The organism is Taibaiella helva (assembly GCF_003545695.1).
In the GTDB taxonomy this organism is placed as follows: domain Bacteria; phylum Bacteroidota; class Bacteroidia; order Chitinophagales; family Chitinophagaceae; genus Taibaiella; species Taibaiella helva.
In genome coordinates this window covers 42,558-69,233 of the sequence record NZ_QUZZ01000003.1, presented here as the reverse complement: position 1 = coordinate 69,233, position 26,676 = coordinate 42,558, and the positions used below count along the sequence as shown (strand labels likewise).

Genomic DNA, 26,676 nt, shown 5'->3' with positions numbered 1-26,676 from the left:
GTAGAAACGTAGCACAGCAACATATATGGTAATTTATTTTTTCAGGCGTTTCAGACCTTCAGCCGCATCTTTCAGCCCGGGATCAAAGATCAGCGCCTGCCGGTAGGCCCCTCCTGCGCTGTCTGGCTGCCGCAGTTGCTCCCAGGCGGCTCCTTTCCGGCAATAGGCTTCAGCATAAGAAGGATTGGTGATCACTGCCAGGTTAAACTGCCGCAGGGCTTTCTCTGCCGAATCCTGCTTCAGCAATATTTGCCCTATGTGCAGGTAAGCTTCGCTGAAGTCGCGATCTTTCGAGAGACAGAGGCGATAAGCATTCTTTGCTTGCTGCCAGTCTCCGCGTTGCTCGTAAAGATCACCGATCTCAAACAAAGGATCGGCATAATTCGTATCGAGCATAAAAGTATATTGATACTGGGCAACAGCCTCCTGCTTGCCTGAGGCCTTGTACCAATCGGCCAGCTGGTAGGAAGCATCGTAATTGCGCGGCTCCGTAGTAAGCACTGCTTTCAATGTGGCGACTGCAGCTGCTGTATCCTTAAGCTCAGCTTTGATTTTGGCCTGCATCGTCAGGGCGCCGGTATGGCCGGGCGCAGCGGCCAGCACTTTATTGATCTGCTCCTGGGCTGCTCCTGTGTTGTGCGCTGCCAGGTAAGCCCGGCACAGCAGGATACGTGTATTGACATTGCCCGGAGACTCTTCCAGGTTGCGCAGCAGGGCTTTAGCGGCTTCCCGGGGCTTATTCATTTTGAGCAGCAGGTACCCTATCGTAAAATTGTATCGTGGGTTCCGGGCATCTAGCTGCTGCGCCTGCCTTACATCTTGCAGGGCCAGGCTATCCTTATCCATATCAGCCAGAGCTTCGGCACGTTGAAAATAAAAATCTGCCTGGCCCGGATCGGCGGCAATGGAATCGGTAAGCGCCTGGGTCGTAGGTGTGTGATAGGCAGGATGATCTATCGGCGTATTGCGGTGGCCACAGGAAATGGTCAGTACCATCAGGAAGGCAACAATTACAGCGTATCGGGTCATGAACAAGTGCCGCTTCGGGCGAGTTAAATTTTTTCTTTCTAAAGCAAAAATAAGGCAACTCCGCCTTATAGCGGCGTGGCAATGAGGCGCGGGTCGGGCTTACAGAAAACAATGTATGCTGCACTTCCCTTGAACCGAGCGTTGGCATTGGTCTCTGAAATCCTGCAGATAGTGACTGATGAACTTATGTCCCTTAAATGGCGTATTATAAGCAAAGGGGATGAAAAGCAGGGCTGGTTTTACCGGCCGGAGAAAGGATTTTAGCGTTTCCTTTTGCTCCGTTTCCTCTTCTTAATTAATAACTTAGCACGATAAATCAATTGAAAGAATGGAAAGGGTAAAAAATGTAATGCAACGATTGCATGATCTATATTTCGCCAGGCATCAGAAGTCAGCTATTGATGTGGATCTTATGCTGGACTATACGCGGGTGATGTATGCCGACCTCCTGGAATGGCGCAAAACCTTTGGCGAAGCGCCTCCGACAACAGAAAAGGCTGACGTGAATACGGAAGTAACAACCTCTGAGACACCCGGTACAGCAAAACAGGAAGCACAAGCCGGCAAACCTGCTGCTGAACCGGCGACAGCACCTGCAGCCGCAGCACCACAGCTAGAAGCCACAAAAGAATCTGCTGCACCAGAAGCACAGCCCGAACCGGAGCCTGCCGCTCAGACGACCCAATCTCCACCGGCAGATAAGCCACAAGATAAGGTCTACCAGCCCATGGTACGCGATGAACCTGCGCCGAAACCCGCGCCGGAAGCAGAAACAGCGCCCATAATACAAACAGCGCCTGAAAAAGAACCGATGAACGCTTTGCAGCAAGAAGCTTCAGGCATCAGCTTTGAGCCGCCATCCCCTCCCGATGTCAGGAACGAGGTTAATGAAGAGTTGCTTGTAGAAGAACCGGCAGTTAACCCCGTAGTAGAAGAAAAACCGGCTCCGCCTCCGGCTGAGATACCCCTGCCGGAACCGGCGCAGGCTGCTAAACCAGCAGCAACCAAACCCCAGGGCCATTTATTCCATACCGAAAAGGCGCCTCGGGATATCCGCAGCCTCATCGGTATTAACGACAAATACCTGTTTCTGAACGAGCTGTTTAGCAACCACAAAAGCAATTATGAAGAAACGCTGGATCAGCTGAATCTGCTCTCTAATGCACAACAGGCAGAAGACTGGATCAGGACCAAGGTGGCGCAGGCCCGTAAATGGGATAAGGAAGATGCGACCGTAGAGAGTTTCTATTCAGTGATCAGAAGACACTTTTCAGAGATGTAGCGCATGATCTTTTCCGTTGCACCCAACTGGCTTTGCACATAAGCCGATGCCCTGTTACCCATCCGCAGCAGGGCATCTTCGTCAGACAAGGCCTGCAGCAAGGCTTCCGGCCGCTCCAGGCTTGCGGCAGCGCCGGCGGCGATCAATTCTGCAGCTTCCCGGTAACGTGCATAGACAGGTCCCCAGAAGAGTGGCTTTCCGAACACTGCCGGCTCTATGGCATTGTGGATGCCGCTGCGGGTAAAGCCTCCGCCCACCCATACCACATCGGCATACCGATACAGGTAAGCCAGCTGGCCTACTGTATGCACAATCGCAACGCGGCTTTGAGCAAGGCGCTCCTCGTCATCGGTCCAGAGGCAATGCTCGGGGAATAGCTCCTTCACCTTATTGATGTCACTCTCGCCCGTATTGTGCGGCGCAATCAGCAGCTTATAGTGTGGTGGCAGATTACGTAAAACACCCGCCAGGAGCACTGCATCTTCCTGCCAGGTGCTGCCGGCAACAATCAGCCGGCTGTTCGCGCCGAATCGTTCAACGGAAGGAAAGCGTTTGTCTTGTCCGAGCACACGGGCAGCCCTGTCAAAGCGGGTATCGCCGGCAATCTGTACCTTGCGGATCTGCAGTTTTTCCAGCAGGCGCATCGAAGCTTCGTCCTGTACAAACAGCTGCCGGTAAAAGGTCAGCATTTTCCGATATAACCCGCCATACCATTTAAAAAAAGGATGACGCGGCTGAAAAATGGCCGAGAACAGGATTGCCGGGATCGCTCTTTTGTGCAATGCTGCAAGGTAATGGTACCAGAATTCATATTTCACGAACAAAGCGCAACGAGGCTGCACGATATCCAGGAAAAGCCGGGCGTGACGCCTGCTGTCGAGCGGCAGATAAAAGACGTGGTCGGCGCAGCTGTCATTTTTTTTCACTTCATAGCCTGAAGGGGAAAAGAAAGTGAGCACCAGGCTCAGCGAAGGATATTGCTGCCGGAAGGCTTCCATTACCGGCCGTCCCTGCTCAAACTCGCCCAGAGAGGCGCAGTGTATCCATACTTTCGGGCGCGGATCCCCGGCCAGCTGATGCTTTATTTTGTCAAGAAGCTGCTTCCTGCCGGTAACGAACAGCCGCGCCTTGGCATGAAAAGGCACAGCCAGGCGAAGAACAAGGCCGTACAGGAATAGACCGGTATCGTAAAGCAGCAGGTTAATAATATTATTGTTTTAAGGTCAGTAACGGGCATCTACGACCAATCCGTCGTAGGCCATATGCATCCCCTCTGGCAGCTCCCCTTCCAGCTCTTCATGCAATCCCAGCTGATGGCTGGCATGGGTGAAGAAAGTCTGCGCTGCACCGATCTCTTTCGCTAATGCTATGGCTTCCGGCAGGCTGAAGTGAGAGATATGCGGCTCACGCCGCAAAGCATTCAGCACCAGGATACGGCTGCCTTTGATCTTTTCCATCTCTTCGGGTGCAATATAATTGGCATCGGTGATATAGGTAAAGTCGCCGATGCGATAACCATAGACCTGCAGCTTATAGTGCATCACTTTTATAGGCTGAAAGGGAATATCGCCAATGGTGAAAGGCTGTCCGTCCAGGGGAATGATATTCAGGACCGGGATGCCGGGGTATTGAACATCGCTGAAGGCATAACGGAATTCCCGGCGCAATACTTCTTCCGTAAAGGCGTCGGCATAAAGATCGATCGCGCTGTTTTGCCAGTAATTATAAGCCCGTACATCGTCCAGCCCTGCGACATGGTCCTTGTGTCCATGGGTAAATACCACACTATTAAGTGCGGGCACTTTGGCACGAAGCATCTGGTAACGGAAGTCGGGACCGGTATCAATCACTACGCTGGTCGTTTCGCTTTGTACCCAGAGCGCCGTACGCAGCCGTTTGTCTTTGGTATTGGTCGAGGTGCATACCCGGCAGCTGCAACCGATAAAGGGTACTCCTTGCGAAGTGCCGGTGCCGAGAAAGGTTATTGTTGCCACGTGCTATAGATCCATTTGGGTTTGAACGGATTGATTGCCCCCTCCGTTGGGATTATCCAAAAGCTGCTTATACCATTTCAGCATATCGCCGCTCAGCTCCTCTTCGTTCACCCCGATGGTAGGCAATATCTCCAGCAAGGCGTTGATCCGGCCTTCCACATTGAGAAAGCGGTTGATCACGGCAATGCGTTTATCTTCCAGAACACAAAAACCGGAATTGAAGTTCCCTTTTTCGTAGCGGACCCTGTAACGGGCCTCTTCAAAGAGCTGTTCCAGTTTTTTTAGCGTGTTTGGTGTATATTTGAAGCTCATTTTTAACGTTATTCAGTTGGATACTCTGCCGGCAAAGGTACCGGGTTACGCAGATATTCCGATTTAGAAAATTCTTTCAGCTGTAAAACTATGATGTTGTGCTTCCCCAGGCGCGGACAGACCGGGCAAGGTCGGCTAAAGCCGGCTAAAGTTAAGCAAATCGTGACAATCCTTACGGGGCTGCTCTCTTTATGGGTCTCCGGGGCGCGGGCGCAGGAGTACAACGACGAGTTCCATGTGCTTACCGGCGGGCTGGTCGGCGGGATCAACTTCTCCCAGGTAGACGGCGATGGCTACAAGGGCTATGATAAGATGGGCTATGGCGGCGGCGGCGTGCTGTTCCTGCCTTTCGGCGATATGGAAATGCCCATCAAAGATGCTACCATTGCGTTGAGCATGGAAGTATTGTTTACCCAAAAAGGCTCTAAAGGCCGCGGCGACATCGGCGGCCTGGTTAGCCAGGACATGAAGCTGCAATATGGTGAAGTGCCCATACAGATCAACCTGTACCGGGGTACCCGCAAAAGCGGTTTCGGCGCGGGGTTCTCCATCGGCTACCTGGCTTCCAGCGAAGAGACCATAGATTATGGCAATGGTACACCGGTATTGAAAAACGGCTATCCTTTCAAGAAATTCGACCTCAATTTCGTGCTTACCGGCAACCTGCATCTCTGGAACGGCTTTTTCCTCAGTCCCCGCTTCCAGTATTCTATGCTGTCGATAAGAGATAACAACAGCCGCTTCGGTGGCCGCGACCAGCAGTTCAACAATGTCGTTTCCCTGCGGCTGATGTACCTGTTCCGGAGGACGATGCGCTGATCCTCTTCCGGCGCTCATTTGTTAAGCGCTTGCTGTTTTCCATTTTCTTAGGAATATAAGGGTTTAATTTTAAGGATTAGTCATTCCTAAACAAACCAAACTGATGAAAAGGAAACAACAAAGCACCCCAAGGCTATTGCTGAAAAAAACGGCTATCGCGGCCCTGGACAGCGCCAGCATTAAAGGCGGCGCTACATTTGCCGGCTGTGTGCAGCCGACCACTACGGTACAGCATACTTACATCTGCCCCTCGGTACGCATGGTATGTCCCACTACGGAAACGCTGCACTGCACAACAGAATAGCCCACTATCAACTTGTCCATTGTTATTGAAGCTACCCGCCAGACGGGTAGCTTCTGCTTTTGGCTTGTCTGCGTGATTGTTAAACTCTTTGCAAGAATCGGATCAGGGCTGCCGGGAAGGGTTAACTTTAGATCACCAAACTCATTTTTTCATTTTTAATAACCAGCTTATGAAAAAGAAAAACGGAAAACAAAAGCTATTGCTGCAGAAGACGGCGATCGCCAGACTAAGCACTGATGCTGCCGGCCATATCAAGGGCGGGCTCACTACCTTTAACCAGGGCTGCCCTACCATCCCCCAGACCTTCCACACCTGCGCCAGCTTCGATCGCAGCTGCTGACAAAACAATAGACTTCTCTCCGGGCGGAAGAGCTTATGCTTTTCCGCTCTTTTTTGTCCTGCATGATGCCATCGCAACAAGTTAATAGCGGTTCTTAAGCATTTGCCTAACTTTGCAATGCCTTTCGCTGGAGAAGGCTTAAACAAGGAAGAAATGCAAGATTACGCGGCATCGCTGACGCAATATAAACGACTGAAGACAAGGGAAGTAAATGTGGGAGGGCTGCTGCTCGGCAATTACCACCCGATACGGCTGCAGACCATGACGACCACAGATACCATGGATACAGAGGCTACCGTAGCGCAAACGATCCGCTGTATCGAAGCCGGGGCCGAGCTGGTGCGCATTACCGCGCCCTCAAAGAAGGAGGCCGAAAACCTGCTTCATATCAAGAACGAGCTGAACCGTCGTGGCTACCATGTACCCCTGGTGGCCGATATCCATTTCACGCCCAATGCTGCGGAGATCGCTGCCCGTATTATTGAAAAAGTACGGGTCAACCCGGGCAATTATGTCGACAAAAAGAAGTTTGAACAGATCGATTATACCGATGCGGAATACCGCGAGGAGATTGACCGTATACGGGAACGTTTCACGCCGCTGATAAAGATCTGTAAAGAATATGGAACAGCCATGCGGATCGGTACCAATCATGGTTCACTCAGCGACCGTATCATGAGCCGCTACGGCGATACGCCTATCGGCATGGTGGAAAGCGCCATGGAATTTCTACGCATTGCACGTGACGAGGATTATCACAATATCGTGCTGAGCATGAAGGCCAGTAATCCACAGGTGATGGTACAGGCCTACCGCCTGCTGACCAGGACCATGTTCCAGGAGTTTGGCGAATGCTACCCCCTGCACCTCGGGGTAACTGAAGCCGGCGACGGCGAAGACGGCCGCGTCAAAAGCGCTGTGGGTATGGGCACTCTGCTCGAAGATGGGATCGGCGATACCGTACGGGTAAGCCTTACGGAAGAGCCCGAAGCCGAAATCCCTGTTTGCCGCGACCTGGTAAAACGTTACCCCCTGGCAATGGTGGTACCGGAGGAAACAACAGAGACGCCCGTACGCATACCTGCAGCCGGCAAGGCTTTTGCTATAGGCAATATCGGCGGAGGACAGGTACCGGTAGTGATAGCAGACCTGAGCAAGCTGCCGGAGATCACCCCGCAAACACTGGAAAGCATTGGCTATACTTATGATGAGATCACCGACAAATGGACCATCAGCGACATGGCTGCCGATTATATTTTTACCAATAAACCGGAATTGCCTTTTGCATTGCCCGGCATGCTGAAAGTGATTACCAACCCTTCTTTTTGGGAACAGGCAACTGACAAGACCAAGTATTTCCCTATATGGAGCGCTGACGAATACAGCAAAGCACAGGAAAAGAGCATCACGCAAAACTTCGTGATGCTGGACTGCTATAACGGAGACACGCTTCCGGATGCAGGTCTGCTACAACAGCTGGGCGCCGACAATACGGTGATCCTTTGCCTCAGCTCCACCAATACCAATGCTTTACAAAGCGTACGCCGCATGTATGCTACCCTCGCCGAGACAGGCGTGCATAATCCTTCGGTAATCATAGTCGATAGCCGCTGGTCCACCGCCGATGAGCACCTGATACACTATGCGACCGAGGCCGGCGGCCTCCTGCTCGACGGCCGGGGCAACGGGGTATGCCTGGGTATGGATAGCAAGGCTTACACGCATTTTCAAACGACATTTTCCAATAAAGAGACGCTGTCGGGCCGTAACTACAATACCAATACGAGCATCGAGCAGTTTGTGAACACAACGGCATTTTCCATATTACAGGCCACCCGCACCCGTATTTCCAAAACCGAATACATCAGCTGTCCTTCCTGCGGTCGTACGCTTTTCGACCTGCAGGAAACCACAGCCATGATCCGCAGCCGGACGCATCACCTGAAAGGCGTGAAGATCGCGATCATGGGCTGTATCGTTAATGGTCCGGGAGAAATGGCCGATGCCGATTTCGGTTATGTGGGCAGTGGCGTGGGTAAGATCACGCTGTATAAAGGTAAAGAGGTGGTGAAGAAAGGGGTTGACAGCGAAGTAGCCGTAGACGAGCTGATCAACCTCCTGAAAGAGAGCGATGCCTGGGTAGAGCCGTAGGTTTCCCTTCCTTAACTCTTATAAGGTTTGAAACCCTATAAGAGTTAAGGAGAAGCGAGAAAATAATAAAATATGCACACCTTAAGAATGAATTACTTATTTTGGTGCTAAACACCAGGATATGGCACGACCTCCCTTTACGGATCTTTTTCAGCCCGGCCGGTTCTATCATATCTACAATCATGCGGTTGGTATGGAAAATCTATTCCGGCGCCGGGATAATTATTGCTACTTCCTCAACCGTTTCCGGGATTACGTTACTGATGTTTGCCATTGCTTCGCCTATTGTCTGATGCCCAATCATTTTCATTTCCTGATCCGGGTAAAGGAAAAAGCAGAGATCGAACGCTTCTGGGCCGGCTACAAACCAGGCTATACTGATCATCCGGGCCATCATCATATCGTCATGAATCCCTTCAGCCGTATGCTGAATGGCTATACACAGGCCTACAACAAGATGTTTAACCGGAAAGGCGCGTTATTCCTAGATTACATGAGAAGGAAGCAGGTTAGCAGCCAGGCTTACCTGATCAACCTAGTGTCTTATATTCATTACAATCCGGTACATCATGGAATTTGTTGCGATATTGCAGATTGGGAATTCTCCTCTTACCGCTCCCTCTTCAGCGCATCGCCCACGCATATTGCGCGTGATGCGCCGCTTGAACTGATAGGACCTGTGGACCGTTTACATAAAACCAACCGGCACTATGCCGGCCTGAACACCGAATTTGAATTTTAAAATGCTGAAGATCGCCCATTTTCTTTTTGTCGATGAAACACCCGGAAAGGGCCGCGGTGTTTTTACGCGGGAGGATATTCCCCCAATGAAAACGATTGAAATCTCGTCTGTACTGGTGATGGATGCTGCGGCACGGCAACACCTGGATCAGACAACGCTCCATGATTATATTTTTGAATGGGGGAGTAACGAGGATCAATGCTGCGTAGCCTGGGGTTACATTTCCTTGTACAACCATAGCTATCGGGCTAACTGTGAGTACTTTATGGACTTTGAAAAGCAGGTCATTCAAGTAAAAACAGTACGCAGGGTCTTACAGGGAGAGGAGCTGACCATTAACTATAACGGCGACTGGGATGACCCCAAACCGGTTTGGTTCGAAACCGTTTAACGCTGGCAATGCAATAAGTAAATCATTTATTCAGTTATATTATTTGTATGTTCAAGAAGTTTGGAGCAGTAGCCCTGGCCTTATGCCTTTATGCAGGTCCCGTTCTGGCCCAGAACGGCGATCAGCCTGCTACCGATCCCTTACCCGATCAGCAATATAGGACCAATATCGCCCGCATTGCCCCTACGACCGCTATGGATGTAGGTGTCGGCTTCGGCATTGGCTACGAAAAGATCCTGGGTAAGGCTCAGATGATCGGGATCGTATTGCCGGTATATATGCTGCTCGAAAAAAAGAACAACTATACCTTCGACGTTCCCTACAAAGGCTCCAAGTACTACACCTACGTTTATTTTACACCCGGGATCAAGATCTACCCGATGGGGCAGCATAAGGTAACCTACGCGGTAGGGCCTAACCTGATGCTCGGCTACGGCGGCGGCAACGACTGGCAATACCAGGTAGAGGCGGATGGCAGCGAACATCTTTACAGCGTGAAAACCACCCGCTGGCGGCTCGGCTTCCTGATCAATAATTATGTCAATTTCCAGGTGAGCAAATCGTTCAACCTCGGCCTGGAGGGTGGCCTGGGCATCCGTTATATGGACCGCGTTACCTATAGCGGGTCTAATGCTTACGCCGCCTACGCCGGCAACGGGGAGTTCAACTATGGCCTCGACATCACCGGCCAGTTTTCCCTTACCCTGGGCTACCGGTTTTAGCCATTTATACTTTCCGCTTATTGCCGGCGCTGCCCGGGCGGTACGGGAATCTACACATTGATAAAATAAAATATACAAAGACTATGTTGAAAAAGATTTGTTCCGTGGCTTTCCTTGCATTCCTGGCTACCACATCGGTAACGGCGCAGCAAAGACGGGATTTTCGCAAGGAGCGGCAGGAGTTGGCCAGGGAAGAAAGAGAAGAAAGACGCAGGATGAGAGACGAACGCACGGAACGGCCTGCTATCGCCTATGGCACCAATATCCTGCGGCTGGCGCCCCTGACCATCATGGATGTAGGCGTGGGTTTCGGGTTGAGCTATGAAAAGATCCTGGACAAGCACCAGATGATCGGCCTCATCCTTCCGGCTCATTTTCTCATCAGCAACAGCAACGACGATTTCTTTTCCGGCAGCAACGGCTATATGTCCAATACCCAGACGTATTTCTATTTTACACCGGGCTTAAAGGTTTATCCCTTTGGCCAGCGCAGGGTGACTTACGCTGTAGGCCCCAGCCTGATGCTGGGCTATGGCGGCGGCCAGGACTATCAATACGATTACCGCACCGGCTATACCACCAATGTAGATGTGCGCAGATTCCGCCTGGGCATGCTGGTCAACAACTATGTCAATTTCCAGCTGGGACCTTCTTTCAATCTGGGCCTGGAGCTCGGCCTGGGTGTACGCTACCTGGACAGGGAGCGTGTTGAATTCAGCAGCTACACACGCACCGACAACAAAGACCTGGATGCTACCGGCCAGTTTTCCCTTACCTTGGGCTACCGTTTTTAACCTTCCCTCATCAGCATAAAAACAACGGGTATTTGCAGCGATGCAGATGCCCGTTTTTTCTAATTTCACGGCGATGAAAACGCTATACCTCTACCAGGAGCAGCCGGAGTGACCGACGCAGCTATGATCAGACCAGCAACACAAACCCATTCTATCGGCTCGCTACACGCCATTTCTTCATCATCATAGCGCTTTGCGGCGTACAGCTTATCTTTTGTTCCCTATTTTGTCCGGCATTTTACGCCGGATTCGCCGCAGAAGATAGTACATTTGTGACCCGGCAACCTATTTTTAATGTTAAGCATTTACTTTAAAGAACTCCGATCCTTTTTCAGCTCCATAGCAGGCTATGTTGTGCTGCTGGTGTTTCTTACTGCCTGCGGTGTATTCCTTTGGGTACTGACCGATACCAGCATTCCCGATTATGGCTATGCATCGATGGAACAATTTTTCAGCATTGCTCCCTGGCTCCTGCTGTTCCTGATACCGGCCATCACGATGCGGTCTTTTGCAGATGAGTATCGTGGCGGTACTATCGAATGGTTATCAACCAAACCGGTCACGCCGGGGCAGATCATCTTTGGTAAGTTTCTCGCGTCCTTTACCCTGGTATGCATTGCCCTGCTGCCCACGTTGATCTACGTGTTCAGCATTCATTATCTCGCTATGGACGATGCTGCGCTGGATGCCGGCGGCATTTTAGGATCCTATATCGGCCTGCTCTTCCTGGTAGCTACATTTACCGCCATCGGCATCTTCGGTTCTACCCTTACCGATAACCAGATCGTAAGCTTCCTGGTGGCGCTGTTTCTCTGTTTCCTGCTGTATTCAGGGTTTGAAGCCCTCAGCCGCGTACCTGCTTTCAGCGGTGGCGCCGACTACTACCTCGGCCTCCTCGGCGTGGACGAGCACTACCAGAGCATGAGCCGCGGCGTGATCGATACCCGCGATGTGATCTATTTCAGCAGCCTGGTCGCCCTGTTTATTGCCCTTACCCGCTTTACCCTTGTCAGGAAAAAAGCCTGATCTGTTTCAATCATTTTACTTGACAGCAACTATATACAAATCCACCGGCAGCTTTTACCTGGCATACGATGATGCCGGCATCAAATGGAATTGCCGTATCCGCGGACGCCTGAAGATTGACGAAGAGATCTCTTCCACCAACCCTATTGCCGTAGGCGACAAGGTAACCTTGCTGACCGAATCAGCAGAAGACCGCACCGCTGTGATCACGGGCATAGGAGACCGCCACAACTACATGGTGCGTACTTCGCCGCACAACAAGCACCAGAAGCATATTGTAGCAGCCAATATCGACCTCGCGCTGCTGGTGGCTACCATCAAGGAGCCCAGGACCTCCAACGGCTTTATCGACCGCTTCCTTATCACCTCGGAGGCTTATCATATACCTGCCCTTATCCTGTTCAACAAAGCCGACCTGCTCCAGGGGCGGCACCAGGAAGAATGGCTGCAACGGAAAGCGGTTTATGAAGCTGCCGGCTACGAAACCATAACGGCAACGGCCATCAATGGCGAAGGACTGGAAGCGCTCAAAGACAAGCTGAAGGATAAGACAACTTTGTTCAGCGGGCATTCGGGCGTAGGCAAAAGCACACTGATCAATTACCTGATCCCCGAGAAGAACCTGAAAGTGCAGGAAGTATCGGGCTGGAGCGGCAAAGGCCAGCACACCACCACCTTTGCCGAGATGTTCGATCTGCCCGGCGGCGGACGTATTATTGATACCCCTGGCGTTAAAGAGTTCGGGATCGTAGATATGGAGCGGGAAGAGCTCTCGCATTATTTCCCTGAAATGAGAACACTCATCGGCGATTGCCGCTTCAACAACTGCATTCACATCAACGAGCCGGGCTGTGCGGTGAAAGCCGCTGTGGCTGCTGGAACCGTAAGCCTGGAGCGCTATGAAAGCTATATCGCCATCCTTTCCAGTCTCGACGAGGGTTTCGCTTAACATTCACTTACCAAATTTATCCTTACCCCGCTTGTAACTTTGCGCTTTCATCTCATTCTTTCTATGAAGCGTCAAAGGATCACCGTTATTCTGGTCACCTTTTTTATCCTGTTGTCTGCCGGCTTTTCATTTTACTATTACTCCCTCAGTAAAAAAATGAAGCAGCCCGACCTGGCTATCGTGGGTGAAGCAGGGCAAAGCATTCGCCCCTTTGCCTTTCTCAACCAGGAAGGCGATACCATTACTAATAAGCATATCAAGGACAAGATCGTCGTGGTAGAGTATTTCTTTACCACATGCAAAGGCATCTGCCCTAAAATGAACGAGAACATGTCGAAGGTGTACCAGGCTTATCGCAACGACAATGATGTGCTGATCCTGTCGCATACCGTAGACCCGCAGCGGGACTCCGTACCGGCGATGAAGGCTTACAGCCTGCGTTTCGACGCGGACCCCAAGCACTGGATGTTCCTTACCGGCGACAAGCAGGCCCTGTACGACCAGGCTTATTACAGCTACCTGGTAACAGCTGTGGAACAACGCAATCCCAATATAGACGAGGATTTCATTCATACCGAAAAATTTGTGCTGGTCGACAAACAGGGACGGCTGCGGATGCGGCTCGATAAAGAAGGTAAACCTGAAGCTTACGACGGCACCAACGAAAGATCAGTAGCCCAGCTGATCAGCGATATCAAAACACTCGAAGACGAAAGCAACCCTTAGGCCATGCCGGAACTAACACTAAAAGCCGCCCAAAAACAGGTGGACGAATGGATACAGACGCTGGGCGTCCGCTATTTTGCTCCGCTCACCAATCTCGGTATCCTGATGGAAGAAACCGGCGAGCTGGCCCGGCTGATGGTGCGCCAATACGGAGAGCAATCCTTTAAACCATCGGATGAAGGCCGCAACCTGGGCGACGAAATGGCCGATGTGCTGTGGGTGCTGCTATGCCTGGCCAACCAATGCGATATAGACCTGACCGAAGCGCTGCGGAAAAATTTTGCAAAGAAAACAGGAAGGGATGCCGCAAGACATCAGCAAAATGAAAAACTGAAAGGCCCTTCGGGTAGCTGATTCTCCCATACAGACGAAAGATATCCGGTACCTGCCTGTTCCAACAGCGCAGGTATCGTTATTTTTGCAGGAATCCAATTTCTCAGATTCATGATGCCTACTTATCCGCGCCTTTTTTCATTTATCCTTTCCTTCGTTTTACTCGCCTGTACGACCGTCCGCGCGCAGAACCGCCTGCATACCCACAATACGATTGTCTGGCTCAATACTTTTCACACCATCAATCTTAACAACCACTGGGCCGTGCTGGCCGAATACCAGTGGCGCCGCACCGAAGGCCTTAAATCCTGGCAGCAGAGCCTGCTGCGCGGTGGCATTCAGTATAAATTCAATAACGGGGTGAGCGTGCTGGCCGGCTACGGCTGGATCGAAACCTTTCCCTATGGCGACTATCCGCCTGCGGCGCCCCAACCCTTTCCCGAGCATCGCATTTATGAGCAGGTGATCTGGAACGACAATATCGGCCGGCTGCAGCTCAACCACAGGGGCCGTCTGGAACAACGTTTCCTGGGTGTGCTGGATCCGCAAAGCGACGGCGGCCGTGTGATCACCCGCTGGAATTACCTGAACCGTTTCCGTTACCAACTACGCGCCACGCTTCCGCTTAATCATCCGGGGATGACAGACAAAACGGTGTATGCCGCTGCTTTCGACGAGATCTTCATCGGCTTCGGCAAGAATGTCAACGCCAATATCTTTGATCAGAACCGGCTGGGCATCCTGCTGGGCTATAAGCTCAACAAAAGACTGAGTCTCGAGGCCGGCTATCTCAACCAGACCCTGCAGCAACCTCAACCAGTTGGTGGCAAGCCGGTATTCCAGGCCAACAACGGCTTTATCCTCAATTTGCTCTGCAACTGGAACTAGGCATATGCTTTATAAAAAACATTATACCTTAGCGTTCTAAACTAAAAACACGTTATGAAAACAAAATTAATGACCTTGTTTGCCCTGCTGAGCCTGGCAGTATTGCAGCCGGCATTTGCCCAGAAGATCAAAGTAACGGAAGGCAGCACCGATGTGCTGAAAGGTGTGAGCAAGCTCAACCTTACCTTCGACTACAGCGATATGAGCGTGGGTAAATTCAAAACGGAAGCGGAATACATCGACAAAAAGAAAGGAGAGTATAACAAAAAGGAAGCCGGCAAAGGCGATCAGTGGGAAAAAGACTGGAAGTCCGACCGCACCGAGCGCTACGCGCCGCAGTTCACCGAGCTGTTCAATAAAAGCAGCGACAACCTTAAGGTAGGCGAATATTCCTCAGAGAAGTATACCATGACCGTAAAGACCACTAGGACAGAACCTGGCTTCAACATTGCTATTGCACGCAAAAATGCAGAGATAGCGGGAGAGATACTGATTACCGAGACCGCCAATCCTTCGCATGTTGTGCTGCGCCTCAGCTTTGAAAAAGCACTCGGACGCAGCTTTGGCGGATATGACTACGATACCGGTTTCCGCATACAGGAAGCTTACGCCGACCTGGGTAAGGCTTTGGGCAAGTATCTCAATAAATAAATTCAGTATCTTGATCACTTATTAAAGCCCCCGGCAATCCCGCCAGGGCTTTTCCTATAATTGCATACGATCAAATTTATAGGGGGCCGCGTTTGTCCTGGCCATCACTGAAAACGATTTGCAGTAGCAGGATCTACCTTTGCTGTTCACATAAAAAGCAGATCAATTATGAAAAAGAAGAAAATTTCATTGGAGAGGAAGCTATTGCTCAACAAAGAGATTGTAACAGGATTGGGCACGGTGCAGGGCGGAGGCGCAACCGATACTTGCCCCGTTAATAGTAACCCATGCAATTGCGTGAATACACTTCACGTTACCTGCGGCAACTCCTGCTTTTGCACAGATCTTACTTTGTGCGCACCCGGAGAGACGAACTGCTAAACGAATAAAGCAGCAAGCACTTCAAGCCGCCCTTAAAGGGCGGCTTTTTAAAAGGCTCCGAAAGAAATTCGCAGCAGCGGGTGTTGGATTTGTAGTTCATCAAAATTTATCTTTACATTGCTCAATGCCCGGTAAACCTCCAGCCCTCGGAATGGAGAAAAGGATTATAGCAAAAGCCGCCACGGGGGCGGCTTTCTGTGGATGGACGGAGGTCCCCCCGGATGCTCCTGTCCACTATCTTAACAGGGTCACCTGCCCTTTCCGGAACAGTTCGTCTGCCTGCCCGCTGGCTTGTATGCTCACCGTATAATGATAAACACCGGTCTCTGTAGGACGGCCGTTCATGCTGCCGTCCCAGCCCTGGTCCAGGTGATGACTGATAAACACTTCCTGGCCCCAGCGGTTATAGACCCTCAGCTCATACATCAGCAGTTCTTTTGTGCAGGGATAACGCGGCAGAAAGATATCGTTGGTACCATCGGCGTTGGGGCTAAACGCAGTCGGTACAAAAAGGTAATCACAGGCACAGGCGCCGTAAGCCACAAGCATGGAATCAATTGCGTCTTCACAGGCATTTTGCGCCCTTACCGTTATGGCGCCGGCCTCCCTTACCGTATAACGATTACCCCGGCTGCCATCGCTCCAGGTATAGCTGACGCCCGGGATTGGCGGCAGATCAACAGTCCATTGCTGGCCACGGCAAATGCTGGTATCGCCCGGTAACGGATGAAGCGGCAACGGCGCCGGCGCTGCCAGCTGGAAGGTATCGGTATGCCTGCCGCAGGCTTCGATGATCTGTACCCAGTAAGTGCCGGCATTGCCGGCCGTAATTGCAGAATCGGTTGCACCATTATTCCACAAATAGCTTCCGCTGCGGCTGGCGCCGATCAGCAGCGGTGTCCCGCACCAGGGCAGGTCCGTCGCTGCGGCTGTAGCCGGGTCCTGGAATTCAGGATTGGGTACGGGAAACAAGACCGGGAATCCGCTTTGCATCAATGGCGAAGCGATATCGGTTTCCATATCTGCAGCCGCACCGGGAGCGTTAGGGATATTGATTCGCGCCAGGGGGATAGCATCACCCGAAGACAACGGGAAAATATCGCCGGCGGCCAGGTAGATCCTGCCGTCCGGCCCCAGGCGCATATCGGAGAGAAAGGGCGAGCTGATAGCTCCTGCCGGCGGTATGGCACCCACCAGGGCTTCTGATGCACGTATCGCCGCAATGGAAGGCAGGCCGAGGTCATACTGCACCACCTTATTCCAGGTAGCAACATCATAGTCCTCACGCCGCACCATGTAGAGCCTCCGGCTATCGGGCGAAAAGCTCATAGGGAAGAAGCCATACATAAAAGGGCTGAAGTCCAGGTTCTCGTACAAGCTAACAGCATTGGAGAAGCGGCCGGTCGCCCGGTCAAAATCAAGCAGCTCCAGCGAAGCATAGCTTCCCGGATCGACAGGCATCGCCAGGGACCGCCGCCAGGAAAACAAAGCCATACGGCGGGCATCGGGCGATAGCTTGCCATAGTAAAACCCATAGCCCGGACGGTTATCGCCCAGGTAATCCGCACCGGCGACCGAATGCACCGGCGCACCCACGCCGGCAGCGGTAACGGGATAGCTGAGCAAAGCAGGGCTGGTCGCTTCATGCACAGCCACCCACATATCCGAGCAGCCGGGGCCAGGGGCCGCCAGGAGAAAGCAACGCATCAGCCCGCTCTTCAGCAGAATCTTCTTCTGACCCGGGACGATATCGCCGTTGCCGCCGTTCAGGTTCATATCGATCACGGAATAGTACAGCGAAGGCTGGATCATGGTATCGGCTGCACCGGGCGGCAGATTGACAGCCTGGCTGTCGGGCAGCAGCGAGAACAGGTAATATTGCCCTCCGCCTTTCGGTACCGCCACTGCACTGCAGGGCTGCCGGTCGAAGCGTACCGGGTCGCCGTTCAGCAGCACACCACCAGGCATAGGCAGGTGATCACGGCCATAAACGATGTTTCCATTGCTATAAAAAAGCAAAGCGCCGGCAGCATCGCAAACGGATACCGGCTGCCCGTTGGCCGGCATAGCCGGCGGCGCCAGGAAAGCGGGCCCCGGGCCGGTATTGAAGTCCAGCGACAAAAAAGGCGCCATCCAGATATGGTTGCGGCCATCCTGGGCCCGGCCGAAGACGGGAAGCAGCAGGATGCAGCAGAGAACAAACACGAATACTTTCCGCAGCATAATTGTCGTCTCCCGGCGGGCAAAGTTCAGCGTCGGAGACTTGTATTAACAGACGTTGGCACTCCCGGTCATTCTTAGAGCGGCGGCAAAATTCCGGGTATTCCGGTAGCCTGACCGGACCGCCGCTTTTTGCATCAGGATTCGTGATAGCACTATTGCCGGCAGGGAAGCTGCTTTGAAGCAAAAACCGAAAAAAGGTGCCTGCAATGTTTAAATCTTGTTTTACTTTTACGGCCTTAAATAATTGATTGTAATATGATGAGTAACCATCCTGAAGGATATGTACATACCTCCATCGAAAATGGAATAGGCAAGATCGAGTTCTATCACCCTGCGAGCAACTCCCTGCCGGGTGCGATCCTTACCGACCTGGCTCATGCCATCAACGACGTGGGAACAGACGATCGCGCCAAAGTGATCGTGCTGCAAAGCGGAGGAGAACGTTCCTTCTGCGCCGGTGCTTCGTTCGACGAGCTGCTGGCCATCAGCAACGAAACGGAAGGCAAAACCTTTTTCAACGGCTTTGCTCTCGTGATCAATGCTATGCGTAAATGCCATAAGTTCATCATTGCCCGCGTACAGGGTAAGGCCGTAGGCGGTGGTGTGGGCATTATCTCTGCAGCCGATTATGCAATTGCGGTAGAAAGCGCTTCCATCAAGCTGAGCGAGCTGGCTGTAGGTATCGGGCCTTTTGTCGTAGGACCGGCCGTACAAAGGAAGATCGGCGTAGCCGGCTTCTCGCAGCTGGCCATCGACGCTACCGAGTGGCGCAGCGCCGACTGGGCCCGCAAGCACGGCCTGTATTCTGAAATACATGCGGATATTCCTTCCGTAAACGAGGCCGTAGCAGCGCTGGCTACCAAGCTGGCGCATTCCAACCCGGAAGCCATGACCCAGCTGAAGAAGATCTTCTGGGAGGGCACTGAAAACTGGGACGAGCTGCTGACCAAACGCGCCGCCATCAGCGGTAAGCTGGTGCTGAGCGAGTTCAGCCACAACGCCATTCATTCATTTAAGAGAAAAAGCTAATTTTTATATTTTGATTTTAGTTTAAAGCCTATCTTTGCTTACTATCTAACACTAAAAGATTTAATGCAGAAAAGAGTAAAACCCAGATTACCTCTTAAAAAGGAACCGGAACACCGGATCAACCAATTTATCAAGGCACAGCAGGTACGTGTCGTCGGCGAGAACATTGAGCCTGGTGTCTATTCGCTGGAAGAGGCCCGCAGAATGGCTGCCGATCTCGAAGTAGACCTTGTAGAGATATCCCCCAATGCAGATCCCCCCGTTTGCCGCCTGGTAGACTACAATAAATTCCTTTACGAGAAAAAGAAAAAGGATAAAGAACAAAAGGCAAAGGCCAAACAAACGGAAGTGAAAGAGATCCGTTTTACGCCCAACACCGACGATCACGATTTCGATTTCAAAGCCAAACATGCTGAAAAATTCCTGCAGGAAGGCAACAAAGTAAAATGCTTTGTGCAGTTCAAAGGACGCTCCATCCTGTTCCAGGATCGCGGGCAGCTGCTGCTGCTGAAATTTGCGGAACGTTTGTCTGAGTGGGGCACGCTGGAAGCCATGCCGAAGATGGAAGGCCGCAGAATGCTGGCCATGTTCACCCCTAAAAAGAAGAAGTAAGTAAGGCCTGGATGAATTCAATTTATCCTTAACATTACCTTATTAAAATATTTTTTGCGGATAATTTTTTTGCCGTAATTTTACACTTTGTTTTCATGGTGATAGGGTTTATAGGGGCTGGCTCATTCTTGGGCCGGCTTTCCTTTTTTAGCCCTGTCTCTTTTTGTTAAGTTGCTGCAACTATGCTGCTTTCCTGCATGGCTTTAAAAAGCAATGCTTATTTTTAGGACTTTGATGGTCCTGCACTCCAGCAATCGCCTGCCGCCATCAGCATCATTTACCGGAAAAATATCCTCATGAAATTAAAACAGCTACTCTTTTTTTCCTTTTTACTCGCTGCTACTCCCGGTCATGCGCAGCTTTCGGCTTACACCAGCTTCCAGAACCAGTTTATGGTATGGGATAACGGCATGATCCGCAAGATCGAATACCTGGTACCCCTGCAATACAAGATCGGCCGGGCAGCAATCCCCTACCTGGACAATTCACGCAGCTTTAAGATCTACGCCAATGGCGGCGCCACCAAGATCAATGACGGCTTTACGCAGAATTTCCAGGTGACGGATAACCTGATCACCTACCAGAACGCCCGCGCCTTAAATGTATGGGACCAGGGCAAGATCACCAACCTGTCCAAGTACTGCGAACAGTTTTTTACCGGCGATAGCCTGGTAGTGTATTTTGAAGGCGTCCAAAAGGAATTCCGGGCTTACTACAATGGTGAAGTACACCAGATCGAAGGCTTCCTGGCTGCCACCAATACGACTAACCTGTTCAATACCGACCAGAACACGATCCGTATTTCCAGCGAAATGGATATCGCTTCGGGGGCTTTGCCCAGCGTGAAGGTCTCCGATAATATTGCCGCCTACGTCAACTATGCCAATCAGTTCCGTATCTTTTACCGGGGCAGTATCATCGAGCAGGAAAACTACCTGGTGACCAGCTTCGATGTAGGCCGCAACAATGTCGCCTATGTGGATGTCAACCGGGAGTTCAAGGTCTTTCATGATGGCGTCACCCGCCAGCTCGACAATTTTCCGCCCTATAGCTATGCTGCCGGCGACAACCTGGTGGCTTTTGTCGGCTATGACAACTATTTTAAGGTCTTTTACCAGGACTCCGTGTACAATATCGGCTTCTTTCAACCCGACTTCGTGGTGAAAGATAATGTTGTGGCCTTCCAGGATGCCACCGGCTACTTCAAGGTTTTTTATAAAGGACAGATCTACACCTTGGAAAGCTATTATCCTGACAACTTCCAGGTGGCCTACAATTCTGTAGCTTATGTGAACCGCGCCAAAGTCCTGCGCCTGTTCAGCGAAGGCGATACTTACGATGTGACCAATGCCGATATCGCCGACTGGCGGCTCGACTATGATGTGATTCAGTACCGCTTCGGCGCCAATATGTTCAAGGTATTTTACAAGGGGAAGACCTACTAGCTCTCATGCGCTTCAAGCGCCTTGCTGATAAAGGCCAGCAAGGCTTCGGATTCCCATGGCGAGTACCAATGATAGTCCTTATCCTTCCGGAACCAGGTGAGCTGCCGCTTGGCATAATTGCGGCTATGCTGTTTAATGAGCGCTATAGCTTCCGACTTGCTGATGCGGCCGTCGAAGCAATCGAAGAGCTCGCTGTAGCCTACGGTCTGCAGGTTTTTCAGGCGCCGCATCGGGTAGAGCGTCTCCGCTTCTTCCCATAACCCATCGATCATCATCTGGTCTACCCTCCGGTCGATCCGGTGATACAATTCCTGCCGGGGCAGCTCCAGGGCAATTTTCAGGATACCGAAAGGCCGTTCTTTGATTGTTCCGCTGCGGTAATGCACGATAGAGCTGCCGGTGCTGCGCCTGAAGGCCAGCGCACGGATCAGCCGCGCGGGGTTCTGCTGCTCGGCTATGGCAAAGAATTCCGGATCTTCAGCCGCTGTTACCTGCTGCAGCCAGCCGATACCTTTTTGCTCATATTCCTGCTGCAAGGCTTGCTCGATAACACGATCCGTTGCCGGCATGCTGTCAATGCCTTCGCAAAGCGCCCTGATGTACAATCCTGTACCGCCGCAAACGACAGCTACATCCTTATCTTCAAAAATGGCGGCGCAGTAACCCAGCGCCAATTGCTCGTAATCGGCAGCGTTCAGCTCCTCGGCAACACTATGTGAATCGATGAAATAGTGCTTCACCCTTGCCTGTTCTTCTTTCGTAGGCTTGGCCGTACCGATGCTCATTTCACGATAGCATTGCCGCGAATCGGCCGATATGATCTCCGTACCGAAATGCTCCGCCACACGGATAGCTATATTCGTTTTACCCACAGCCGTGGGCCCCGCAATAATCACCAGCTGTTTTTGTGCCATAGCTTTTCCTTCAAAAAAAACCTGGCAGACGGGATGCTGCCAGGTCTGTATTACAGGTTGCTGTTTCTTTTTAAAAATCGTCCGATCCTTCTGCCTCGGTGCCATAGCTTTCTTCCTCTGAAGAGGAGCCGCCATCGTCATCACCTTCTTTCCCATAGCCTTCGCTCATATCTTCCGAGCTCAGGTCGTATTTTTCCTCGATCTCCATCAGGCGTTCGTTGGCCAGGCCTTTGATGCCGGTTTGCGCCGGCGCCACACCCTCTTTCTTCACACACAAAGGATATTCTTTTTTGCTGTCCTCTTCCTTATCAATACCGATCAGCTCTACCAGGAAGGTCCATTTTTTTGCGGGATCGTAGGTATAAACAAATTTCTCATCCGGCTTTTCCACCAGGGCCGATACGGGCGTTTTGATCATGGATAAAGCAGGCGCATCTTTTTTATTGACCAGCACGTCGGAAGCGATTTCGCGACCACGTCCCCAGTTATCGTTGCTCGCAAAAAACGAGGCTTTATGTTTATGATCGAACTCAAAAGCAGTCAGTATCGCTTCGTGAAACGAGTGAAAGGTCTGGCCTGTTTTCAGCACAATATCACGATAAATATTATCATCATCCTCCCAATAGACCCTGAACTTAAATAACGGCATAGGTTTAATTTTTTCCGGAACAAAAGTAATTAATAATCAGTACAGCGAAAAACCGCCGGGCACATGTTTTGCCCTCGTTAAATTATTTGCTACTCAGTTGCATTTACAAAAAAAGGCTACCTTTGTGGTTTCCACTATGCTGAAACGTGTGCTGCATATAAGCCTGTCCCTTACAATAGCTGCCCTGCTATTGCTGAACGGCATTTCGCACGAATTCCTGCATAGCTTTACAGGACACGAGGATACCATCGACTGCGTCCATCACGAAAAGGGTGACCATGCTTCCTTTGAGCAGATGCACCATCACTGCGATTTTCTTGATCTGCAGACGCCTGTGTTCCTGACCAGCACTTTACATTTTCACTTCTATACCCCTTTTACGCACAACGACTTTTTTGTGCTGCAAACGCAGAAAGGCCTGAGCCCGGAAGCCGGGCATACAGCGCTGCGTGGTCCGCCTGCCTGCTGATGACTCATTGATCGAACAGTGCAGCTCCATAGTGGAGCGGCGCTATATGTCATTGTTTACAGCAATTTTTTATCCATGTATTTTTTGAAGCAAGCAGGCTTGTGCTGCCTTGCCCTATGCTGTACCGTATCCTTGAAAGTGCGGGCGCAGCAGGATTGCCGTGATGTCCTGCCGCTGATCATTACCGACGAAAAAACAGGCGAAGGCATTCCCGGCGCAGCAATCGGTACCGGATCGCTGCAGGCCCTCACTGATGCCGATGGCCATGGGCTGCTGGAAGGCCTTTGCACCGGTAAGCTGCACCTGCACGTCGAGGCCCTGGGCTTCGTTCCTCTCGACAAAGACCTTGCTTTCAGCAAGGGCGATACGCTGCGGCTCAGCCTAAAGACGGCCGACCAGACCCTGGATGCAGTTGAGATCACAGGCCATAAGCAGGTCCTGAATACGACCACTTCTGTAACCACCTTGCACCAGGAGGAGCTGGACCGGCTCAAAGGCGGCAACCTGGCAACCATACTTACCGCCATACCCGGCGTGAATATGCTGCAGACCGGCGCTACCATCGGCAAGCCCGTTGTGAACGGCATGCACAGCAACCGCCTGCTGGTGCTCAACAACGGCATCCGGCAGGAAGGTCAGCAATGGGGTTCGGAGCATGCGCCCGAGATCGACCCTTTTATTGCACAAAGCATTACCGTGGTCAAAGGCGCCGAAGCGATCCGTTATGGCGCAGAGGCTATAGGTGGTGTAGTGCTGATAGAGCCGCCGGCCTTGCCCACAGATAAAAGCATCCATGGCGAGCTGAATCTTGTCGGCGCCAGCAATGGCCGTGCGGGTACCGTATCGGGTATGCTGAGCGGCAACCTGGCCAAATTGCCTGCACTCTCCTGGCGCGTGCAGGGTACGCTGAAACGCAGCGGCAACCTGGAAACTGCCGATTATTTTCTCGACAATACCGGCAGCAAAGAGCTCAACTACTCGGCCGCACTGGGCTACAGCAAGGAGCATTTCGGCTTCGACCTGTTCTACAGTCATTTCGACACAGAGCTGGGCATCTTCAAAGAATCACATATCGGCAGCATCGAAGATCTGCAGGCACATATCGCCAATGGCCGGCCCTTCGACAACGGCTCCTTTTATTATTCGATCGACGCCCCCCGGCAGCAGGTGAAGCACAACCTGCTTAAGGCCAACGGCCATGTCCACCTGAACGATTACCTGCATATCAATATGCAGTACGGATTCCAGACGGATAACCGCCGGGAGTACGATATCCGTCGTGGCGGCCGCAGCAGCATCCCTTCGCTTAACCTCACCCTGTACACACATACGCTGAATGCTTACCTGGAATACTTCAACGGCAGGCAGTGGAAAGCGATGTTCGGCGTAGACGGCATCTACCAGCAAAACAGCTACGACGGCGCCAGCGCCACCCGCCAGCTGATCCCCGACTACAACACCAACGGGCTCGGCGTCTATGCCATCGGCAAGCTGATCAAAGAGGCTTACCAGGTGGAAGCTGGATTACGCTACGATTACAAATACCTGACCGCGCTGGGCTATCGCGACAAGCAGCTGTACGGCGGCCGGCACACCTTCGGCAGCTTGAGCGGCAGCCTGGGTATTGTGCTGCCCTTCAGCGACAAGTGGAACCTGCGCTCCAACATTGGCACCGCCTGGCGGCCGCCCACAGTGAATGAGCTGTACAGCGACGGCCTGCACCATGGTGCAGCGGCTATCGAATATGGCGACAGCACGCTAAACCCGGAGCGCAGCGTTAAATGGATCAACTCCCTGGCGGCGACACCCTTGCCCTGGCTCAATGTGAATCTTGATGTGTATGCCCACTATTTCAAGGATTATATTTACCTGTATCCTACCGGGCAGTTTGAAGACCGGCTCACCGGCGCTTTCCCCACTTTCGTAACCAAGCATACCGATGCCCGTTTCCTGGGCGCCGATCTGAGCGCCGGCATACATTTCCTGAAACATGCCGACTATACGATCAAAGGTTCGATGGTGCGGGCGAAGGACATCAGCGCCGGCAAGTACCTGCCGATGATCCCGGCCGACAGGCTGTCCAATGCATTGAAATGGTCCTTTAACCCAGGCAAGGTGGCACAGGAAACTTATGTTCAGCTGGAGCATGTGTATGTGGCCAAACAAACACGCTACGAACCGGGCAGCGACTATGCACCACCGCCCGACGCTTACCAGCTGCTGAACCTGAGCGCCGGCACACAGCTGCAATGGAAACGCCACCAGCTGGGCATCAACTTTGCCGTCGATAACCTCACCAATACTTTGTACAAAGATTACATGAACCGCTTCCGCTACTATGCCCATGACATAGGCCGGAACTTTATCCTGAGGCTGACCTACAGGATATAGGCGGCCGACTACTATTTCATCTCTTTTAAAAAAACAACAAGCAAAAACATATGAAAAAAGCCATCTACAGCCTAGCGCTGCTCGCACTCACTACTGGTATCGTTACTTTTAGCTCCTGCTCCAAAGATCCTACACCCGACCCTGTAGTAGAGCAGGAAGAGTTTGACCACGCCCTCATCCAGTTCATCAAGCTGAATGCAGACGGCAGCCAGACCATCGATACCACTTCGGTCAACTTCGACAAAAGCGGCACCCCTACGCCGCAGCAGACGATCCTGAGCAACGGGGCACATTACCGCATGCTCATTACTTTGTCCCTGAAAGGGGAGTCGATCAATAACGAGATTGTTGAAGAAGGCACCGAGCATAAATTCTTCCTTAACCCCAGCCAATCGGGTATGCTGGATTACACCTACAGCGACGCCGATGCCAATGGCAGGGGTATTGGTCTGGACGGCAAGCTGAAGGTAACCGGCGCCGGTACTTTCGACCTTAAAGTAGTGCTGCGTCATGCGCTGGACAAAAGCAAACCTGAAGCGCAGGACTGGAACAGCACCACTTATCAATCTGCCGGCGGTGAAGATGATCTCAATATCACCTTCGGGATGAAAACACAGTAACAGCAAATTGCTATGGTGTGAATAGAGGGGGCTGCCGGGAAACCGGTGGCCCTTTCGCTTTTGAGCGCCAGGACACACATTCTATTTTTTAACATTATTCTGTTTGAAAAATGAAAAACGGGCTATCTGCATCATTATATTTGTAATATAAAAACAGATTCCGGCGCTGAACAATCACTCCAGGGCGCTAAAGACAGGAGTGCTAACCGCTTAATGTAACCAAACATGAAAAAGAAGAAAGTGGCCCTCGGCAGGAAGCTGACCCTGACCAAAGAAATGATTACAGGCCTTAACGACAAATTGCAGGACGCCATTCTCGGCGGAGCTACAGGCAAGGGATGCGCCGTATCCGGGACCGGCTGCGGCTGCGATCCGCAGGCTTCCTGCGGCATCGTGCTCTGCACTGCTTATGCCGGCTGCCAGAGCAAAGAATGTCCCGAGATGTGATCGTAAGCAGGCGAATACAATAAAGCCAGGCGCAGCGCCTGGC

Annotated in this window: 30 protein-coding genes; 23 read left to right on the top strand and 7 right to left on the bottom strand. The window is 51.8% G+C overall.

The features are described 5' to 3' along the window. Positions 1-33: 33 nt before the first annotated feature. Positions 34-1,029 (bottom strand): tetratricopeptide repeat protein, encoded by a 996-nt coding sequence (locus tag DZC79_RS05680; protein ID WP_118950589.1) that lies wholly within the window; start codon positions 1,027-1,029, stop codon positions 34-36. Positions 1,030-1,378: 349 nt separating this feature from the next. Between DZC79_RS05680 and DZC79_RS05670 the strand changes: the two genes are divergently transcribed. Continuing rightward, positions 1,379-2,311, top strand: a complete 933-nt coding sequence (locus tag DZC79_RS05670; RefSeq protein ID WP_157976952.1) for a hypothetical protein — start codon at positions 1,379-1,381, stop codon at positions 2,309-2,311. On the opposite strand, the gene DZC79_RS05665 is transcribed toward DZC79_RS05670, so the two are convergent. The 3 genes from DZC79_RS05665 to DZC79_RS05655 all read right to left on the bottom strand — a co-directional run bounded on the left by DZC79_RS05665 (position 2,275) and on the right by DZC79_RS05655 (position 4,617). Continuing rightward, a complete protein-coding gene (locus tag DZC79_RS05665; protein ID WP_157976951.1) occupies positions 2,275-3,456 on the bottom strand; it encodes a 3-deoxy-D-manno-octulosonic acid transferase in 1,182 nt (393 codons plus the stop codon). The two genes, DZC79_RS05670 and DZC79_RS05665, sit on opposite strands and share 37 nt — an antisense overlap. A 78-nt stretch (positions 3,457-3,534) precedes the next feature. After that, positions 3,535-4,305: an MBL fold metallo-hydrolase gene (locus DZC79_RS05660; RefSeq protein WP_118950585.1), complete on the bottom strand. Its 771-nt coding sequence runs from the start codon at positions 4,303-4,305 to the stop codon at positions 3,535-3,537. A 3-nt stretch (positions 4,306-4,308) separates the two neighbouring features. Further along, complete coding sequence (locus tag DZC79_RS05655; protein WP_118950584.1) at positions 4,309-4,617, bottom strand: hypothetical protein; 309 nt, start codon at positions 4,615-4,617, stop codon at positions 4,309-4,311. A 162-nt stretch (positions 4,618-4,779) separates the two neighbouring features. Between DZC79_RS05655 and DZC79_RS05650 the strand changes: the two genes are divergently transcribed. The 15 genes from DZC79_RS05650 to DZC79_RS21820 all read left to right on the top strand — a co-directional run bounded on the left by DZC79_RS05650 (position 4,780) and on the right by DZC79_RS21820 (position 15,834). Next, positions 4,780-5,436 (top strand): outer membrane beta-barrel protein, encoded by a 657-nt coding sequence (locus tag DZC79_RS05650; RefSeq protein ID WP_157976950.1) that lies wholly within the window; start codon positions 4,780-4,782, stop codon positions 5,434-5,436. Positions 5,437-5,539: 103 nt separating this feature from the next. Next, on the top strand, positions 5,540-5,740 hold the full coding sequence (locus DZC79_RS05645; protein ID WP_118950582.1) for a hypothetical protein: 201 nt from the start codon (positions 5,540-5,542) through the stop codon (positions 5,738-5,740). A gap of 169 nt (positions 5,741-5,909) precedes the next feature. Beyond that, on the top strand, positions 5,910-6,080 hold the full coding sequence (locus DZC79_RS21120) for a class I lanthipeptide (protein ID WP_157976949.1): 171 nt from the start codon (positions 5,910-5,912) through the stop codon (positions 6,078-6,080). 153 nt (positions 6,081-6,233) lie between these two features. Beyond that, on the top strand, positions 6,234-8,231 hold the full coding sequence (gene ispG, locus DZC79_RS05640; RefSeq protein ID WP_118950981.1) for a (E)-4-hydroxy-3-methylbut-2-enyl-diphosphate synthase: 1,998 nt from the start codon (positions 6,234-6,236) through the stop codon (positions 8,229-8,231). A 121-nt stretch (positions 8,232-8,352) separates the two neighbouring features. Continuing rightward, positions 8,353-8,973, top strand: a complete 621-nt coding sequence (locus tag DZC79_RS05635; RefSeq protein ID WP_157976948.1) for a hypothetical protein — start codon at positions 8,353-8,355, stop codon at positions 8,971-8,973. Between the two features lies 1 nt (position 8,974). Further along, positions 8,975-9,364: an SET domain-containing protein gene (locus tag DZC79_RS05630; RefSeq protein WP_118950580.1), complete on the top strand. Its 390-nt coding sequence runs from the start codon at positions 8,975-8,977 to the stop codon at positions 9,362-9,364. A gap of 47 nt (positions 9,365-9,411) precedes the next feature. Further along, a complete protein-coding gene (locus DZC79_RS05625; RefSeq protein WP_118950579.1) occupies positions 9,412-10,086 on the top strand; it encodes a hypothetical protein in 675 nt (224 codons plus the stop codon). Between the two features lie 83 nt (positions 10,087-10,169). Continuing rightward, positions 10,170-10,880: a hypothetical protein gene (locus DZC79_RS05620; protein ID WP_118950578.1), complete on the top strand. Its 711-nt coding sequence runs from the start codon at positions 10,170-10,172 to the stop codon at positions 10,878-10,880. A 294-nt stretch (positions 10,881-11,174) separates the two neighbouring features. Then, on the top strand, positions 11,175-11,906 hold the full coding sequence (gene gldF / locus DZC79_RS05615; protein ID WP_118950577.1) for a gliding motility-associated ABC transporter permease subunit GldF: 732 nt from the start codon (positions 11,175-11,177) through the stop codon (positions 11,904-11,906). A 19-nt stretch (positions 11,907-11,925) separates the two neighbouring features. Next, entirely contained in the window at positions 11,926-12,855 is a 930-nt protein-coding gene (gene rsgA / locus DZC79_RS05610; RefSeq protein WP_118950576.1) for a ribosome small subunit-dependent GTPase A, read from the top strand. Between the two features lie 63 nt (positions 12,856-12,918). Then, positions 12,919-13,581 (top strand): SCO family protein, encoded by a 663-nt coding sequence (locus DZC79_RS05605; protein WP_118950575.1) that lies wholly within the window; start codon positions 12,919-12,921, stop codon positions 13,579-13,581. Positions 13,582-13,584: 3 nt separating this feature from the next. Then, positions 13,585-13,935, top strand: a complete 351-nt coding sequence (locus tag DZC79_RS05600; RefSeq protein ID WP_118950574.1) for a nucleotide pyrophosphohydrolase — start codon at positions 13,585-13,587, stop codon at positions 13,933-13,935. 90 nt (positions 13,936-14,025) lie between these two features. After that, positions 14,026-14,802, top strand: a complete 777-nt coding sequence (locus DZC79_RS05595; RefSeq protein WP_118950573.1) for a DUF2490 domain-containing protein — start codon at positions 14,026-14,028, stop codon at positions 14,800-14,802. A gap of 54 nt (positions 14,803-14,856) precedes the next feature. Beyond that, positions 14,857-15,453: a hypothetical protein gene (locus DZC79_RS05590; RefSeq protein ID WP_232831764.1), complete on the top strand. Its 597-nt coding sequence runs from the start codon at positions 14,857-14,859 to the stop codon at positions 15,451-15,453. A 168-nt stretch (positions 15,454-15,621) separates the two neighbouring features. After that, positions 15,622-15,834, top strand: coding sequence for a class I lanthipeptide (locus DZC79_RS21820; protein ID WP_198666800.1), 213 nt, complete (start codon positions 15,622-15,624; stop codon positions 15,832-15,834). A gap of 234 nt (positions 15,835-16,068) precedes the next feature. Here the strand turns inward: DZC79_RS21820 and DZC79_RS05585 are convergent, their stop codons facing one another. After that, positions 16,069-18,057: a T9SS type B sorting domain-containing protein gene (locus DZC79_RS05585; RefSeq protein WP_118950572.1), complete on the bottom strand. Its 1,989-nt coding sequence runs from the start codon at positions 18,055-18,057 to the stop codon at positions 16,069-16,071. Between the two features lie 255 nt (positions 18,058-18,312). Here DZC79_RS05585 and DZC79_RS05580 point away from each other — a divergent pair, with 255 nt between their 5' ends. The 3 genes from DZC79_RS05580 to DZC79_RS05570 all read left to right on the top strand — a co-directional run bounded on the left by DZC79_RS05580 (position 18,313) and on the right by DZC79_RS05570 (position 21,143). Then, entirely contained in the window at positions 18,313-19,086 is a 774-nt protein-coding gene (locus tag DZC79_RS05580) for an enoyl-CoA hydratase/isomerase family protein (protein ID WP_118950571.1), read from the top strand. A gap of 63 nt (positions 19,087-19,149) precedes the next feature. Beyond that, positions 19,150-19,698, top strand: coding sequence for a translation initiation factor IF-3 (gene infC / locus DZC79_RS05575; RefSeq protein WP_118950570.1), 549 nt, complete (start codon positions 19,150-19,152; stop codon positions 19,696-19,698). 296 nt (positions 19,699-19,994) lie between these two features. Then, on the top strand, positions 19,995-21,143 hold the full coding sequence (locus tag DZC79_RS05570; protein ID WP_118950569.1) for a hypothetical protein: 1,149 nt from the start codon (positions 19,995-19,997) through the stop codon (positions 21,141-21,143). On the opposite strand, the gene miaA is transcribed toward DZC79_RS05570, so the two are convergent. Together miaA and DZC79_RS05560 are read right to left on the bottom strand one after the other, a co-directional pair. After that, positions 21,140-22,057, bottom strand: coding sequence for a tRNA (adenosine(37)-N6)-dimethylallyltransferase MiaA (miaA, locus tag DZC79_RS05565; RefSeq protein WP_118950568.1), 918 nt, complete (start codon positions 22,055-22,057; stop codon positions 21,140-21,142). The genes DZC79_RS05570 and miaA overlap by 4 nt on opposite strands. 70 nt (positions 22,058-22,127) lie before the next feature. Then, positions 22,128-22,706, bottom strand: a complete 579-nt coding sequence (locus DZC79_RS05560; protein ID WP_118950567.1) for an IS1096 element passenger TnpR family protein — start codon at positions 22,704-22,706, stop codon at positions 22,128-22,130. Positions 22,707-22,803: 97 nt separating this feature from the next. Between DZC79_RS05560 and DZC79_RS05555 the strand changes: the two genes are divergently transcribed. From DZC79_RS05555 to DZC79_RS05540, 4 genes are all read left to right on the top strand, one after another. Then, positions 22,804-23,175, top strand: coding sequence for a hypothetical protein (locus tag DZC79_RS05555; protein WP_118950566.1), 372 nt, complete (start codon positions 22,804-22,806; stop codon positions 23,173-23,175). A gap of 84 nt (positions 23,176-23,259) precedes the next feature. After that, the gene (locus DZC79_RS05550; RefSeq protein ID WP_198666799.1) at positions 23,260-25,566 is read left to right on the top strand and encodes a TonB-dependent receptor; all 2,307 of its coding nucleotides are present in this window, start codon (positions 23,260-23,262) and stop codon (positions 25,564-25,566) included. Between the two features lie 50 nt (positions 25,567-25,616). Beyond that, positions 25,617-26,186, top strand: coding sequence for a hypothetical protein (locus DZC79_RS05545; RefSeq protein WP_118950564.1), 570 nt, complete (start codon positions 25,617-25,619; stop codon positions 26,184-26,186). 225 nt (positions 26,187-26,411) lie between these two features. Then, the gene (locus DZC79_RS05540; protein WP_118950563.1) at positions 26,412-26,633 is read left to right on the top strand and encodes a class I lanthipeptide; all 222 of its coding nucleotides are present in this window, start codon (positions 26,412-26,414) and stop codon (positions 26,631-26,633) included. The last annotated feature ends 43 nt before the right edge of the window (positions 26,634-26,676 follow it).